The sequence below is a fragment of the Rhodoblastus acidophilus genome (assembly GCF_025961575.1).
Lineage (GTDB): Bacteria > Pseudomonadota > Alphaproteobacteria > Rhizobiales > Beijerinckiaceae > Rhodoblastus > Rhodoblastus acidophilus_C.
Window position 1 is genome coordinate 1 of record NZ_JAOQNX010000053.1, and the last position, 16,180, is coordinate 16,180.

The window sequence follows — 16,180 nt, forward strand, 5'->3', positions numbered from 1 at the left end:
TGGGATTCCTCCCTCGCAATCACGAAGAAAGAATCGCATTGTTCAAGCCAGTTGGGAATCCCCCATTGAATCTGAAGCCGCCGAACGCGCTCTAGGCTCAGCGTTTGATTTTGTTGGCGCGCCCAAGGGGACTCGAACCCCTGTTTTCGCCGTGAAAGGGCGACGTCCTAGACCGCTAGACGATGGGCGCGGGTTCCGTGCGGCTCAGCCGCCGGAAGTGGGGCGTGTATAGACGCCGCCGCCGCCGAGCGCAAGCCTTTCAGTCCCCGATTGCAAATTTTTGTTTCACGCCAGCGCCATGTCCACCAGTTTGGCCGACACCTTCGGCCGACCGCCCCAGAAATCAAGCGACAGCGAGCAGGCCAGATGCGCCCGCATGCCCTTGGCCTGCGCAACCGCCTGGCCCAAAACCGTCTGCGCCGAGCGAAAACTCACCAGCTCCAGCTTGGCCCCGTCGCCCGCCTGCACCCTGACGCGTAAATGATCCACGCCGAAGGGAATCACCTCGGTGATGCGGTGGTCGGGCAGGGCGAACACCGGTTCTGGGTTGCCGGCGCCGAACGGGCCGGCTTTTTCGAAGGCTTCGACAAAATTTGGCGCGCAGGCGCCCGCCGTCAGCAGGCCGTCGATGGCGAGGCCCGAGCTTTTTCGGGCTTGCGCGACCTTTTCGGCCAGCGCCTCCTCAAGAAAGGCGCGGAACGCTTCGAGTTTTTCGCGCCTGACCGTCACCCCGGCCGCCATGGCGTGGCCGCCGCCCTTTTCCAAGATGCCGCGCTCCACCGCCGCGCGCACGGCGCGGCCGAGGTCGACGCCCGGAATCGAGCGCGCCGAGCCGGTCGCCAGATTGTCCTTGAAGGCGAGCGCAAAAGCGGGGCGGCCGTGCGCCTCCTTGAGTCGCGAGGCGACCAGACCGACGATTCCCGGCTGCCAGTCGTCGCCGCCCGCAATCACGACCGGGGCGTCAGGCACCAAAGTCAATTCGGCCTGGGCCATGGCCTGCTCAACCATGGCCTTTTCCAGCACCTGACGCTCGCCGTTGAGGCGGTCGAGTTCGGCGGCGATCATGCCGGCTTGCAGCTCGTCGCGCTCCAGCATGAGTTTGGCGCCCAGCGCGGCGTCGCCGATGCGGCCGCCGGCGTTGATTCGGGGGCCGAGCAGAAAGCCGAGGTGCCAGGCGCGCGGCGGGCCGTTGATGCCGGAAATGTCGGCGAGCGCCCGCAGGCCGGCGCGCGCGCGGTTGCGCATCAGCGCCAGACCCTTGACCACAAAGGCTCGGTTGAGGCCGGTGAGCGGGGCGACGTCGGCCACTGTCGCCAGCCCGACCAGATCGATGCCGAGCAGCAGGTCGGGCTCGGGATATTCGCGCCACCAGCCGCTTTTGCGCAGGGCGCGGTTGACCGCGACCAGGGTGAGGAACACCACGCCGGCGGCGCAGAGCGCGCCCTGGCCGGACACGTCGTCCTGGCGGTTGGGGTTGACGATGATCGCCTCGGGCAGGGTTTCGGGGGCCTGGTGGTGGTCGAGCACGATCACGTCGAGGCCGAGCTTTTTGGCCTCCACAAAGGGTTCGAACGAGGTGGTTCCGCAATCGACGGTGACCAGCAGTTTCGCGCCCTGTTTGGCGAATCCCCTGATCGCCTCGACATTGGGGCCGTAGCCCTCGGTGATGCGGTCGGGAATGTGGAGGAGGCGGGGCGTTCCGCAATAGTCCAAGAATTCGGCGAGCAGGGCGGAGGAGCAGGCGCCGTCCACGTCATAGTCGCCGAAAATCGCCACGGTTTCGCGGCGCAGGATCGCGTGCATCAGGCGTTGCGTCGCCGCCTCCATGGCGGTGAGGCTGAACGGTTCGGGGAGCAGGCTGCGCAGGGTCGGGTCGAGGAAGGCCAGAGCGTCGTCCGGCGCGACGCCGCGTCCGGCGAGGATGCGCGACAGCGCGTCCGGCAGGCCGGAGAGTTGGGCGATGGCCAGGGCGCGGGCCTGGCCGGGCGCGTCGAGACGGTCCCGCCAGAATTTTCCGGTGACGCTCGATTCGACGCCGAGCAGCGCGCGTTCAGCCATTTGCGTCGAGCGCGACAGCGCGCTGAAAGGCGGGACGGGAACGGCAGGCTTGCAGATAGGCGTCAAACACCGGGCGCGACTCGAACATTTTGAATGCGGTGATGGCGTAATGCAGGTTGGAGGCGAGCATGACGTCGACGGCGGAAAATGTGTCGCCGAGAATGTAGGGCGTGGCGGAGAGTTGTTCCTCGACGACATTAAAAACGCGTTCGGCCGAGCCCCAGCCCGCCGCGGTCTCCGGCAGCTTTACCTGCGCCATTTTTTCCGTCATCGCCGCTTCAATATTGGCGCTGGCGAAGAACAGCCATTGCCAAAAGCGTCCGCGCAGCGGGTCGCCGACCGCCGGGGCGAGGCCGGCTGGCGGGAATTTTTCGACGAGATAGGCGAAGATCGCGCCGGATTCGGCGATGCGCGCCTCCCCGTCCTCCAAAGCCGGCACCTTTTCCATGGGGTTGATGGCGTGGAACTCCGGCGTGTGCTGGCGTCCCGCGCGCAGGTCGACGGCGACGCGCTCGTAGGCGCAGCCGATTTCCTCCAGCAGCCACAGCACCCGCAGCGATCGTGTCTGCGCAGCCCAATAGAGTTTCATGCGACCTCCCCGGTGAGGCGAACAAACTAGGAACTCGAGAGGGTGCGGTCAAGCCGCAAGTTCGCGGCGGCGTCGCTCGGCCTTGCCTTTCGCCCGGCCTTCATTAGTTTGCCTCGAAACTGCAATCACAGGCGACAGGCATGGCCGAGAAAGACACCTATTACATCACCACCGCCATTCCCTACGCCAATGGCGCGCCGCATATCGGCCACGCCTATGAGCGGATCGCCACTGACGCCTTCGCGCGATTCCAGCGGCTCGACGGCAAGGACGTGCTGTTCGTCACTGGCATGGACGAGCATGGCTTGAAAATGCAGCAGACCGCGGCGCGCGAGGGGATCACGCCGCAGCAGCTTGCCGACCGCACCGCCGTCCAGTTCGAGGCCATGGGCGAGAAGCTCAATGCGCGGGCCGACGACATCGTCCGCACCACGCAGCAGCGCCATAAGGAGACGGTGCAGGAGGTCTGGCGGCGCATGGCCGCCAAGGGCGACATTTATCTGTCAAAATACAGCGGCTGGTATTCGGTGCGCGACGAAGCCTATTATGACGAGGGCGAGCTCACCGAAAGCGACGGGAAAAAATTCGCGCCTACCGGCACGCCGGTCGAATGGGTGGAGGAGGAAAGCTACTTTTTCCGCCTCTCGGCCTATGCCGAAAAATTGTTGGCCCATTACGAGGCGCATCCCGATTTCATCACGCCGGAAAAATACCGCAACGAAATCGTCGCCTTCGTGAAGCGCGGGCTGAACGACCTGTCGATCAGCCGGACCACGTTCGACTGGGGCATCAAGGTCCCTGATGACGACAAGCACGTCATGTATGTCTGGGTGGACGCGCTCACCAATTACTTCACCGCCACCGGCTTTCTCCAGGGCGGACCGAGGGCCAAGTTCTGGCCCTGCGACGCTCATGTGATCGGCAAGGACATTACGCGGTTCCACGCCATTTTCTGGCCGGCTTTTTTGATGTCCGCCGAGTTGCCGCTGCCGAAGCAGATCGTCGTTCACGGATTCCTGTTCAACCGCGGCGAGAAAATGTCGAAGTCGGTCGGCAATGTCATCGACCCCTTTACGCTCGCTGATCATTACGGGGTGGATGCGCTGCGCTATTTCTTCCTGCGCGAGGTGCCCTGGGGACAGGACGGCAATTATTCGCACGAGGCCATCGTCCAGCGCATCAATGCGGATCTCGCCAACGACCTCGGCAATCTTGCGCAGCGCTCGTTGTCGATGATCGCCAAGAATTGCGGCGCCAAAGTTCCGGCGCCCGGACCGCGCGCGGAAGCCGATGACGCCCTGCTGGCGCGCGCCTATGGGGCGGTGGCGATCTCGCGAAACGCCATGCGCGATTACCTGCCGCATCAGGCTTTGGCGGAAATCTGGGGCGTGGTGGGAGACGCCAACCGCTATTTCGCCGCGCAGGAGCCCTGGAAGATCGGCAAGATCGATCCGGCGCGCCGCGACGCCGTGCTCTACGTGACCGCGGAAACGCTGCGCGTGGTGGCGCTGCTGTGCCAGGCGTTTATCCCGGAAGCCGCCGGCAAGCTTTTGGACCTGCTGGGGGTTGCAGCCGACCAGCGGACGCTTGCTTTCGCCGCCCCCGAGCATGCGCTGGTCGCAGGCGGCGATTTGCCGGCGCCGGCGCCGATCTTTCCGCGTTATGTCGAGCCTGAAGAGGCGAAATGAAGCTCATCGACACGCATTGCCATCTCGACTTCGACGAACTCGTCCGCGACCGCGAGGGGGTTTTGGCGCGCGCCAAGGCGGCGGGGGTGGCGCGCATGATCACCATCTGCACGGAAATCGAGAAATTTCCGGCGATCGCCGCCATCGCCGAAGGGGTGGATGAGGTGTTTTGTTCGGTCGGCACGCATCCCAATCACGCGCAGGACGAACGCGAGTTTTTGGCGCAAGAGATCGCCGAATTGGCGAACCATCCCAAATGCGTGGCCATCGGCGAGGCCGGGCTCGACTATCATTACAAGCGCGCGTCGAAAGATTTGGCGCAGCGGGTGTTTCGCGCCCATGTCGAGGCGGCGCGGCTGTCAAACCTGCCGTTGGTGATCCACAGCCGCGATTGCGACGCCGATATGGCGGATATTTTGGAAGAGGAATTTTCCAAAAAGCCGTTCAAGGCGCTGCTGCACTGTTTTACCTCGTCGCGAGAACTGGCGGAGCGGGCGCTGGCGCTGGGCTTGTACATTTCCTTTTCCGGCGTGGTGACGTTCAAAAGCGCGGCGGAGCTGCGTGAGACCGCGGCTCACGTGCCGCTTGACCGCATGTTGATCGAGACCGACGCGCCCTTCCTCGCGCCGGTTCCGCATCGCGGAAAGACCAATGAGCCCGCCTATGTCGCGGACACTTTGCGCGTGCTGGCCGAGGTCAAGGGCATGGCGCCGGAGGCGCTGGCGGAGATCACCACCGCCAATGCGCTCAGACTTTTCGACAAAATGCCGGCGCTGTCCGCATGACGCTGGAAATCACGATCCTCGGCTGCGGCTCATCGGCGGGCGTTCCCCGCGTCGGGCAGGGCTGGGGTGCGTGCGATCCCAAAAATCCGAAGAACCGGCGGCGGCGCTGCGCGCTGCTGGTGGACAAGCCGGGGCCGGAAAAACCGACGCGCTTGCTGGTGGACGCCGGGCCGGATGTGCGTGAGCAATTAATTGCACGGGATGTCGATGGGCTCGACGCGCTGCTGCTGACCCATCCGCACGCCGACCATATTCACGGGCTCGACGATGTGCGGCCGCTGACCATGCAGATGCGGCGCCTGATCGACTGCTACCTCGACACGCCGACCTGGGACACGGTGGGCTTGCGGTTCGATTATCTGTTCAAGACCCCGCCGGGCAGCGCCTATCCGCCACTGCTCATTCCGCATGTGATCGCGCATGGCGAGCGTTTTGCGCCGGACGGACCGGCGGGGCCGCTGGAGACGACGGCGTTTCGGCTCAACCACGGCGACATTGACGCGCTCGGATTTCGTTTCGAGAACGTCGCCTATACGCCGGATGTGAAATTCATTCCGGAGGAGAGTTTTGAATTCTTGCAAAACCTCGACCTCTGGATCATCGACGCCCTGCGCTACCGCACGCATCCCACGCATTTCAGCCTGATGGAGGCGCTGGAGTGCATCGACATGTTCAAGCCGAAGCGGGCGGTGCTCACCAATATGCACACCGATCTGGATTTCGAGACGCTGCGCGGGCAATTGCCGATGGGCGTCGAGCCGGCGTTCGACGGGATGAAGCTGGTGGTGTGAGGGGCAGGCGACCCCTTCCTTCTCTCATTTGCGCGCCGTCATTGCGAGCGCGCGCGGTGGTTGCGTAGCGATGCCGAAGCGCCGTGCGCGTTGAATGGTGGATTGCTTCGCTTCGCCCGCAATGACGACAGCATGGCAGGATGCAACCTGGTGCGCGTCGTCCTTTGCTCCAAATGAAAACGTCCGGCGCCAGGACTCCAGGAATCGGCTCTCGCGGGCCGGCGTGAATGCCCGGGCATGACGGTTGTGGGTTGATGTTACAAGGAAAAACGGCTTCCGGTGTTTGCCGGAAGCCGTTTTGTTTTCAATCTCTCGTGGAGAGCCGGCTTAGCCCAGCCGGCCCGCCGCATGGGCGAGAAGCGTATAAACCTTGCCCGTTTCGGACGTCAGGTAGGAGCGCGTCAGCAGCCCGTCGCGGTCCTCGCGGTCCACTTCCGACAGCAGGCGCTCGAATTCCGAGACGTAGCGGTCCACCGTCTGGCGGAAATCCGTCTCGTTGGCGTAGCGGCGGCGGATCTCGTCAAACGTCTTCGCGCCGGCGCCAGTGTACAGCCTGCGGTCGAACACGCCGCTGTCGCCGCGACGATAGCGGTCCCAGGCCTGCGCCAGCGCGTTCTCGTCCACCATGCGGGCGATGTCGGCCGACAGGCTTTCGAGATCGGCGCCCTTGCCGCGGCGCGGCGCGTCCTCCTGCGAGGCGCGGGCGAGCAGGCTGCTCACCCAGCCGCTGGAGTCCGTCGCGGGACGCTGCGGCGGCGTCGCCTGACGCACGTCGAAGCGCTGGGCGGGGGCGGGGGCCGGCGCGGCGTTTCGGGCGCGGGGGGCGGGCAGGGCCTCGGCGCGCGGCGCCTCGGCGATATCGAAGGCGCGGCCGGAGCGGGCGACAATGTCGGTCAGCTCATTGAGCGCCTTGATCTGTTCGGCGATCACCCGGCGCATCGCCGCGGTCTGCTCCGAGGTTTCGCGGGGCAGCTCCAGCGCGCCGCGCCGCAGCTCCTGCCGCGTCGCCTCGAGCTCGCGCTGCACCTCGGCGCTCATGCCGCGCAGCTCCTGGGCCACGGCCTTGTAGCGCTCGGTCGCCTGGGCGAACATCTGGTTCAGTTCGCTCATGTTCTGCTCGTAGGCGCTGCTCAGCGCCGCCGAGGCGCTCTCGCGCTCCCGCGCCGCCGCGTCGCGCAGCGAGTCGAACTGGCTGGTCAGGGTTCCCGCCGTCGCCGTGGCGGCGTCGGTGAGGAAGCCGCCGACCTCGCGGGCCTTGTCCTCGGCCTGCTCCAGCGTCTTGCCGATCGAGGCGGCGTAGCGCTCGAGGCGTTTCTCGAAGGCGTCCTGACGCTGCTGCGCCTCGCTGTAGAGCGTCTGCAGGTTTTCCAGACGCGCGTCCAGGGCGGCGTCCAGCTCCGTCTGGGTCTTGCGCATTTCGCCGAGGGTTTCGGTCAGGCCGGCGTTCTGCGCGCCCAGAGTCCGCGCGGTTTGCGCCAGCGTGTCGGAGCCCTGCTTGGCCGTGACGCCGAGCCGGTCGATCTCGCCGTCGAGCGCGTCGACCGCGCCGGTGAAGGCGCCGATGCGCTCGCCAAGCTGCGCGTCATAGGTTTGCAGGCTGTTCTCGGCCTTGTCGACCACCCCGAGCAGGGCGCGGTGCGATTGCGCCATGACCTCGACCAGGCTGACCACGTCCTTCTTGATGCGGCCGTTGATCTCGGTGAGCGCGGAGGCCATTTCCTCCTGCTTGCCGTTGAGCTCGGCGATCAGTTCGCCGGAGCGTTCATGCAGCACGCTGACAGCGGTCTGGCTGAAGCTGGCGATGCGCTGGGTGACCTCGCCGCCGCGCTCCTGCAGCAGTTCGATCAGTTTTACGCCGCGCGTGTCGTACCAGTCGTGCAGCTCTTCGGTGCGCACGCGCAGGTCTTCCGCCAGCGTGCGGCCGCTGCCGTCGAGCGTGGCGCCGAGCGTGGCGACGCGGCGGTCGATCTCCTCGCCGACGGCGCCGAGGCGGCCGAGCACCTTTTCCTCGAACACGCCGACCTTCTCCTCGAACACGCCGACCTGGCCGCCGAGGGTTTCGGCGATTTGTTCGGCGCGCGCGCTGAGCTTGGCGTCGATACTTTCGGCGCTGGCCGCGACCTTGTCGGCCACTTCGGCGATGCGGCCGACCACCTTGTCCTCGAACAGATCGACATGGCCGGTGAGATGGGCCGCGACCTGATCGGAGCGCAGCGACAGCATCTGGTCGACCTTGTCCGCCTTGGCGGCGATCTTTTTCGCCGCCTCTTCGGCGCCGGCGACCACCTTGGTCTCGAAAGCGTCGACATGGCCGCCGAGATGGGCGGCGATCTCGCCGGAGCGGGCGGCGAGCGCGGCTTCGGCGCGCGCGGCCTCGCTGGCGATCTGGCCGGCGAGTTCGTTGGCGCTGGCGGCGATGGTCCGCGCGGCCTCGCCGGCGCGGCCGACGACCTTGTCTTCGAAGGCCTCGACATGGCCGCCGAGATGGGCGGTGATCTCGCCGGAGCGGGCGGCGAGCGCGGCTTCGGCTTGCGCGGCCTCGCCGGCGATCTGGCTGGCGAAGGCGCCGGCGCTGGCGGCGAGCTTTTGCGCCGCCTGTTCGGCGCCGGTCACCACCTTGGCCTCGAAGGCCTCGACATGGCCGCCCAGATGCGCGGCGATCTCGCCGGAACGGGCCGCAAGCGCGGCTTCGGCCTGCTGGGCGCGGATGGCGATCTGGCCGGCCAGCGTGTTAGCGCTGGCCGCGATCTTTTTCGCCGCTTCATCGGCGCCGGCGACGACCTTCGTCTGGAAGGCCTCGACATGGCCGCCGAGGTTTGCGGCGATTTCGCCGGAGCGCGCGGCGAGCGCGGCTTCGGCCTGCGTCGCGCGGGCGGCGATCTCGCCGGCCAATTCGCTGGCGCTGACGGCGATTTTCTTCGCCGCCTCGTCGGCGCGGCCGACGACCTTGTCTTCGAAGGCTTCGACATGGCCGCCGAGATGGGCGGCGATCTCGCCGGAGCGCACAGCGAGCGCGGCTTCGGCCTGGGCAGCCTCGCTGGCGATCCGGGCGGCGAGGTCGCCGGCCTTGGCCGAGATCTGCTCGGCGGCCTGTTCGACGCCATTGACCACCTGGGTCTCGAAGGCCGCGACATGGGCGCCGAGATGGGCGGTGATCTGCGCGGAGCGGGCGGCGAGCGCGGCCTCGGCCTGCGCCGCCTCGCCGGCGATCTGGCCGGCGAGGTCGCTGGCCTTGGCGACGATCCGTTCGGCGGCCTGGTCGGCGCCGCCGACCACCTTGGTCTCGAAGGCCTCGACATGGGCGCCGAGGCGATTGGCGATCTGCGCGGAGCGCGCGGCCAAAGCCGCTTCCGCCTCGCTCGCCTTGGCGGCGATCTGGCCGGCGAGGTCGTCGGCCTTGGCGGCGATCTTGTCCGCGGCCTGTTCGGCCCCGGTGACCACCCTGGTTTCGAAGGCCTCGACATGGCCGCCGAGATGGGCGGCGATCTGCGTCGAGCGCGCGGCGAGCGCGGCTTCGGCCTGCGACGCCTCGCTGGCGATCTGGCCGGCGAGGTCGCCGACGGTCGCGGCGATCTTCTTGGCGGCCTCGTCGGCGCCGACGACCACCCGGGTCTCGAACGTGTCGACATGGTCGCCGAGATGGGCGGCGATCTCCGCCGAACGGGCGGCGAGCGCGGCTTCGGCTTCCGACGCCTTGGCCGTGAGGGTGACGGCCGCTTCCTCGACCCGGCCGACCACCTTCTGCTCGAAGGCTTCGACATGGGCGCCGAGATGATCGGCGATCTGCTCGGAGCGGGCGGCCAGCACGGAGTCGATTTCCCCGGTCTTGGTCCAGACCTCGCGGCCGGCGGCGGCCAGGCGGTTCACCACCTTGTCCTCGAAGGCGACGATCTGGGCGGACAGGCCCTCGGTCATCTGGCTCGAGCGCGCGGCGAGCGCGGAATCGATCTCCCCGGTGCGGTTCCACACTTCCTCGCCGACCACGGCGAGACGGTTGACCACCTTGTCCTCGAACTGGCCGATATGGCCGCCGAGATGCGAGGCGATCTGCTCCGCGCGCGCGCCGAGCGTGGCGTTGATCTCTTCCGCCTTGGCGGCGAGATTGTCGGTGAGCGCCGTGGAGCGGCTGAGGATGATCTCGTCGAGCTCGCGCGCCTTGGTGTCGAGCGCGCGGCCGACCTCGCGGCCGCCTTCGCCCAGCACCTTGGCGATGTCGATGGCGCGGCCGGCGAGCGTGTCGTTGAGCTGGCGCGAGCGCGCGTCCAGGCCATTGTCGGCCTTTTCGAGCAGGGCGTCCATGCTCTGCACGACCTGTTGGGTCTTGTCCCAGGTCGTGGCCTCGAACCGTTCGAGCTGCGCGGCGAGCAGCGCCGCCGTGGCCTGGGCGCGTTCGCCCAGGCGCGCGTCGAGCGCCGCGCCATGTTCGCCGATGGTGGTCTCGACCAAGGCGAGGCGTTCCGCGATCACCGCGCCGATCTGCTGCGACTGGGCGCCGATGCGCTCCACCGCGCCGCCGCCGTGCTCGACCAAAGCCGCCTCGAAGGCGCGCAGGTTTTCCGCGAGCGCGTCGCGCAGCACTTCCGTCTGCGCGCGGATATGGTCGGCCGAGCTTTCGCCGCCGTCGCGGAGAAGATTTTCCAGCGCCGCGAGCTGGGCGACGAAATCGGCGTTGAGACGTTCGGCGTGCTGGCCGAGGCGGGTGTGCGCCTCGGTGACGCCGGTCTCCACCTTGGTTTCGAAGCTTTGCAGGCTCGCCGCGATCTCGCGCGACAGGCGTTTGGCGTGCTGGCCGATGCTGTTCGCCGCTTCATCCCCGCCGCGCGCAAGGGTGCGCTCGAAGACGTCGAGGCGTTCGGCCAGGGTCTCGTTGACGCGATCGCCGTGGACGCCGATGGCGGCCACCGCCTCGCTGGCGGTCTGGGTGAAGCGCGCCTGCGCGTCGCCGAGCCGTTCGGCGATGGCTTCCGCCGCCTGCGCGGCATTGGCCGAGAAGGCGCCGTCGAGCGCCTGGGTCTGCGACAGCAGCGCGTTGAGCGTGCTTTCGGCGGTGGTCTCGAAATGCGTCTGGGCGGCGGCCGTGGTCTCGCCGAGCGTGTCGGCGACGGTCTTCACGGTCGTCTCCAGGGCGTCGCGCAGATGCGCGGCGCGCTGCTCGGCGTCGGCGATCACGCCGCCCGTCGCCTGGGCGAACTGGGTCTGGAACGCTTCGGTATGGCCGGCGAGCGCCGCGAGATGGGTCTGAGTGACATTGGCGACGGCGGTTTCCAGATGTTCGCTGTGGCCGGCGATGGCCTCCACCGTCTGCTGCGCGGTCGTGGTGAACTTGTCCTGGAAGGACTCGGTGTGGCCGGCGAGCGCGGCGAGCGTTTTCTGCGCGACCTCGCCGACGGCGGATTCCAGCTGTTCGCCTTGGCTGGCGATGGTTTCGACCGTCTGCCGGGCGGCGGCGGTGAAGCGCTCCTCGAAGGCCGCGGTATGGCCGGTGAGCGTCGCCAGATGATCCTGAGTGACGGCGGCGACGGTGATCTCCAGATGGTCGCCGCGCTGGGCGATGGCGTCGACGGCCTGCTGCGCGACCGCGCCGAGCTTTTGCTCGAAGGCCTCGGCATGGCCGGACAGCGCCGCGATCTGGCCCTGGGCGACGGCGCCGACGGTGGTTTCGATCTGCTCGCCATGCTGGGCGATGGCGTCGACCGTCTGCTGGGCGGCGGCGGTGAATTTCTCGTGGAAGGCTTCGGTATGGCCGACAAGCGCCGCCAGATGGTTCTGGGTGACCGCCGCGACGGCGGTCTCCAGATGGTCGCCGCGCTGGGCGAGCGTCTCCACCGTCTGCTGGGCGGCGGCGGTGAATTTCTCCTGGAAGGCGTCGGTATGGCCGGCGAGCGCCGCCAGATGGGTCTGCGTGACCGCGGCGACGGTGGCCTCCAGATGGTCGCCGCGCTGGGCGATGGCGTCCACCGTCTGCTGGGCGACCGAGCCGAGTTTTTCCTCGAACGCCTCGGTGTGGCCCGAAAGCGCCACGATCTGCGACTGGGCGACGGCGGCGATCAGGGCCTCCAGACGTCCGCCGTGCTCGGCGATGGCGTCCGCGGTCTGCTGGGCGGCGGCGCCGAGTTTCTCCTCGAACGCCTCGGACTGGCCGGAGAGCGCGGCGGCCTGGGTCTGGGCGATGGAGGCGACCGTGGCCTCCAGATGCTCGCCGTGCTGGGCGAGCGCCTCCACCGTCTGCTGGGCGGCGGTGGTGAAGCGTTCGTTGAAGGCGTCGGTGTGGCCGGTGAGCGCCTCGAGATGGCCCTGCGTGACCGTAGCCACGGTGGTTTCCAGATGCTCGCCGTGCCGGGCGAGCGCCTCCACTGTCTGCTGGGCGGCGGTGGTGAAGCGTTCGTTGAAGGCGTCGGTATGGCCGGTGAGCGCCTCAAGATGGCCCTGCGTGACCGTGGCGACGGTGGTTTCCAGATGCTCGCCGTGCCGGGCGAGCGCCTCCACCGTCTGCTGGGCGGCGGTGGTGAAGCGTTCGTTGAAGGCTTCGGTATGGCCGGTGAGCGCCTCGAGATGGCCCTGCGTGACCGTGGCGACGGTGGTTTCCAGTTGCGCGCCGTGCCGGGCGATGGCCTCCGCGGTCTGCTGCGCGGCGGCGGCGGCCTTGTCGTGGAAGGATTCGGCGTGGCCGGCAAGCGCCGCCAGATGGGTCTGCGCCGCGGCGTTGACGGTGGCTTCCAAGTTTTCGCCGTGGCTGGCGATGGCCTCGACCGCCTGGCGGGCGGCGTCGCCGACCGTGGTCTCGAACCGGGCGCCCTGGCCGACGATGGTGTCGATCGCCTGTTCGGCCGTGCTGGTGAAATTGGTCTGGAACGCCTGGGTGTGACCAGCCAGCGCGGAGAGCTGGTCCTGGGTGGCGGCGGCGACCATATGTTCGAGCCGTTCGCCGTGCCCGGCGATGGTTTCGATGGCGTTCTGCGCGGTGGCGCCGAACTGCTCATGGAAGGCGTCGGCATGGCCGGCGAAGGCGGCCAGGGTCTCGCCGGCGGCGGCGCCGAACTGCTCGTGGAAGGCGTTGGTCTGTTCGGTGAAGGCGGCCAGCGTTTCGGTCGCGGCGGCGCCGACGCTGTTTTCGATCTTTTCCGCGTGGTCGTGGAAGGCCTGCTCGAGGCGCGTGGTCTGCGCCGAAAGCGTTTCGACCGTCGAGCCGGACAGGCGGGTGAAATGGTCGGTCAGCTGGCCGGCGCTGGCGGACAGGGTTTCCGACGCTTCGCGGGTCGAGGCGGTGACGGCGTGGCGCAGCGCCTCGGTCTTGGCGGCGAGCGTTTCGGCGGCGTCGCGGGTGGAGCCGTCGACGGTGACGATCAGGGTCTCGGTGCGGGCGGCGAGGATTTCGGCGGCCTCGCGGGTCGACACGTCGACGGCTGCGCGCAGGGCTTCGGCGCGGGCGGCGATGGTGTCGGCGGCCTCGCGGGTGGAGCCGTCCACCGCCGCGACCAGGTCGCCGGTGCGGGCGGAGAGGGTTTCGACGGCGTTGCGCGTCGTTCCCTCGACGGCTTCGCGCAGCGCGTCGGTCTGGCCGGCGACGGCTTCGATGGTTTCGCCGGCGGTGCGCGCAAACGTCTCGTTGAAGGCGCGGGTCTGGCCGGAGAAGGCGGCCAGGGTTTCTTCCGCGGCGACGACGAAATTGTCGCGCAGCGACTGGGTGTGGCCGACCACGCCCTCGACCGTCTGCTGGCTGATGGACGCATAGGTCTGGCCGAGCGTCTCGACGTGCTGGCCGAAATCTTCCACCGTGCGTTGGGCGGTTTCGCCGACCATGGCGTGCAGGGCTTCGACGCGGGCGGTCAGTTCGGCGAGCGCCGCCTGGCTCGCCGCCGCGAATTCGCCGCCGCGGGCCTCGACCAGTTCGGCGAGCTTGTCGCCATGGGCGTTGAGCTCCTGGGCGAGCTGGCCGGTCTTGTCATGGATGCGGCCGAGGAAGTCTTCGGCGAGTTTGCGCAGCGCGGCGTCGGTCTCGACCGCGCGCGCGTCGATGGCGTCGGTGGTCTCGGCGCCGTGATGCTGGAATTTTTCGAGCAAGGCGGTGGCGCGGCTCTCCAGCTCGGCCATCAGGCTCTCGCTCGACTGGGCGAAGGCGGCCTGCACCTCGTTGCCGCGCGTTTCCAGCGCGGTGGCGATGCGCTCGCCGGTCTGGTCGAGCAATTCGGTCAGGCTGGAGGTCGCCGCCTCCAATTCGCCGGTCAGGGCCGATTGCGCCGAGGTCAGGGCGGAGGAGACGCGGTCGGCGTTGACGACGATGGATTCGCGCTCGCTCGACAATTCATTGAGCAGCACGCGGATGCGGCGCTCGTTTTCGCCATAGGTGCGCTCGAGAGAGGCGACCTCGGCGCGCACCATGGCCTCGAGCTCGCTGGCGCGGGCCAGCGCCCGCTCGATGCCGTCGCCCATTGAGGCGACCTCGCGGCGGATCGCCTGGCTGAGGGTCACCACATGTTCGGTCGCAAAGGTTTCGGGCTCGGCGAGGCGGATCGCCGCTTCCGCCATCGAGCGGGCGGTGAGGCGCATTTCCTGCGAGCGGCGCAGCACCAGGCCCATGGCGATGAAGAAAATCACCGGGCCAATCAGCGCGAACAAAGCCATGGCGGCGGCGGGATTGAAGATATTGCCGGTGAAGGCCTCGGCGCGGGTGAAGATGGCGTAGCCGATCCACAGGCCGGACCACAAAGCGGCGGTCAGAACGGCGACGGTCATCGAGGTCGAGTCGGCCTTGACCTGCATGCTTTGCAGCAGATGACCCACGGATTCGCGGTCGTCATTGGCGGGGGCGCCGCCGGGGGACAGGGGATCGCGGCGCGGGGGCGCGGGCTCTTCCAGGCCGAGTTCGGGGGCGCGGGGCATTTCCAGCCCCTTGGCCGGGGGCAGTCCGAATTCCAGCGCGCCGGCTTCGGCCGTAGCCGATTTGCCTTCGGGCTTGCCCTCCGGTTCAGGCTGCAGCTTGAGGGCGTCCTCTATGGCCGTCAAGGCCGCCGCCGCCGGATCTTGGGCCGTGCTGGAATTGGACATGAAACTAACCTTTTTGAATCCGCCGCCCCCCTGGGCCGCGCGACGGTAAAGACGCGCGGATCGCGGCAGTTAACCAAGACGCACTCTACCCTCGCGCACGAGCCTTGAAAACCTGAGCCGTACCGCGAATTGCAAACGTCGTTAACGGATCATTCACCATGATTTTCAAAAGGCCCGGCGCAGCGGGGAAAATAAGGGGTCCGTCAGCTTTTAGTCGTCACGTTAAGCATGATGAAAACTTGTGGATCGCACTTGATGGATGGTTCGCGAACAAGGACTTGGTGTGGTCTGAGGCGCGCTGGCGCCGATTTCGCGTTGTTTCGGAGTTAACACATGGCGGTTACGGCAATGAGTCTCGCGCAGGATGAACAGAACCGGACGGTCCACCCCTTCGATCTCGTGCATCTGTCGCGCCAGACCATGGGAGACCGCGAGCTCGAGCACGAGGTTCTGGCCCTGTTCGAGCGTCAGGCGAGCCATATCGGCGGCAAGCTCGTGTCGCTGGAGGCGGGCGCCGACCATGTCGTGCGCGCCGATCTCGCCCATAAATTGAAGGGCTCGGCGCGGGCTGTGGGCGCCTTCGCCGTGGCCAAGGCGGCCGAAAACTACGAGCACAGCGCCCGCGCCGGCCTGTTTCGCGCCATGGATTCGCGCCAGTTGCAGGAGGCGCTGGCCGAGGCGCTCGGCGCGCTGCGCGAATTGAACGGCTGATTTTCTTTCGGGCGCGCGAAAAAACGTCGAACCTTTTTCCGCGACGCCGCGACCCCTGGACGTTCTGGGCGAATGAGCCGGAACGCCGGGGAGCCTTCCTCCTCCGGCAGCCAGCTGAAGGAGCGCGTCATGTCCAATCTTCGCAATATCGTCCTCGCCGCCGGCCTGTCGCTTTTCGCCGCCGGCGCCGTGCTTTCGCCGACCGGCGCCCTGGCCTGGGGCCCGCATGGCGGCGGCCATTGGGGCGGCCATGGCGGCTGGGGCCATCATGGCGGTTGGCACCACGGCGGTTGGGGGCATCGCTGGGGCTACGGGCCGCGCTTCGTCTATGGCGGCGTGTACGGTGGCTGCTTCCTCAAGCGCTATGTCAATGATTGGGGCGAAATCGTCGTCCGCCGCGTCTGCTATTGAGGACGCGCTTCCTTCTCCGCTTGCGGGCTACGGGATTCACGCAAGTGATTTGCATTTTGCAATCTCGTAGCCCTGGAGCATGTCCATGAGCCTTCGCATGCC

At 67.6% G+C, this 16,180-nt stretch carries 8 protein-coding genes and 1 tRNA gene; 5 read left to right on the forward strand and 4 right to left on the reverse strand.

Translation table 11 applies throughout. The features are described 5' to 3' along the window. Window positions 1–114: 114 nt before the first annotated feature. The 3 genes from M2320_RS22635 to M2320_RS22645 form a co-directional block, all read right to left on the reverse strand. Window positions 115–190, reverse strand: a tRNA-Glu gene (locus tag M2320_RS22635). A gap of 95 nt (window positions 191–285) precedes the next feature. Next, complete coding sequence (recJ, locus tag M2320_RS22640; protein WP_264599242.1) at window positions 286–2,058, reverse strand: single-stranded-DNA-specific exonuclease RecJ; 1,773 nt, start codon at window positions 2,056–2,058, stop codon at window positions 286–288. Next, entirely contained in the window at window positions 2,051–2,647 is a 597-nt protein-coding gene (locus M2320_RS22645; protein ID WP_264599243.1) for a glutathione S-transferase family protein, read from the reverse strand. Before M2320_RS22645 ends, recJ begins: the two co-directional genes overlap by 8 nt. Before the next feature lie 140 nt (window positions 2,648–2,787). Here M2320_RS22645 and metG point away from each other — a divergent pair, with 140 nt between their 5' ends. From metG to M2320_RS22660, 3 genes are read left to right on the forward strand one after another with little or no spacing between them, the layout of a single operon-like run. Next, complete coding sequence (metG, locus tag M2320_RS22650; RefSeq protein WP_264599244.1) at window positions 2,788–4,335, forward strand: methionine--tRNA ligase; 1,548 nt, start codon at window positions 2,788–2,790, stop codon at window positions 4,333–4,335. Then, window positions 4,332–5,120, forward strand: a complete 789-nt coding sequence (locus M2320_RS22655) for a TatD family hydrolase (RefSeq protein WP_264599245.1) — start codon at window positions 4,332–4,334, stop codon at window positions 5,118–5,120. Before metG ends, M2320_RS22655 begins: the two co-directional genes overlap by 4 nt. Beyond that, window positions 5,117–5,911, forward strand: coding sequence for an MBL fold metallo-hydrolase (locus M2320_RS22660; protein ID WP_184427892.1), 795 nt, complete (start codon window positions 5,117–5,119; stop codon window positions 5,909–5,911). Before M2320_RS22655 ends, M2320_RS22660 begins: the two co-directional genes overlap by 4 nt. Before the next feature lie 327 nt (window positions 5,912–6,238). On the opposite strand, the gene M2320_RS22665 is transcribed toward M2320_RS22660, so the two are convergent. Continuing rightward, window positions 6,239–14,956, reverse strand: a complete 8,718-nt coding sequence (locus M2320_RS22665; RefSeq protein WP_264599246.1) for a hypothetical protein — start codon at window positions 14,954–14,956, stop codon at window positions 6,239–6,241. Window positions 14,957–15,289: 333 nt separating this feature from the next. On the opposite strand from M2320_RS22665, the gene M2320_RS22670 reads away from it, so the two are divergent. Both M2320_RS22670 and M2320_RS22675 read left to right on the forward strand, forming a co-directional pair. After that, complete coding sequence (locus M2320_RS22670) at window positions 15,290–15,667, forward strand: Hpt domain-containing protein (RefSeq protein ID WP_264599247.1); 378 nt, start codon at window positions 15,290–15,292, stop codon at window positions 15,665–15,667. A 129-nt stretch (window positions 15,668–15,796) separates the two neighbouring features. Then, window positions 15,797–16,078: a sulfur globule protein precursor gene (locus tag M2320_RS22675; protein WP_264599248.1), complete on the forward strand. Its 282-nt coding sequence runs from the start codon at window positions 15,797–15,799 to the stop codon at window positions 16,076–16,078. Window positions 16,079–16,180: the final 102 nt, after the last annotated feature.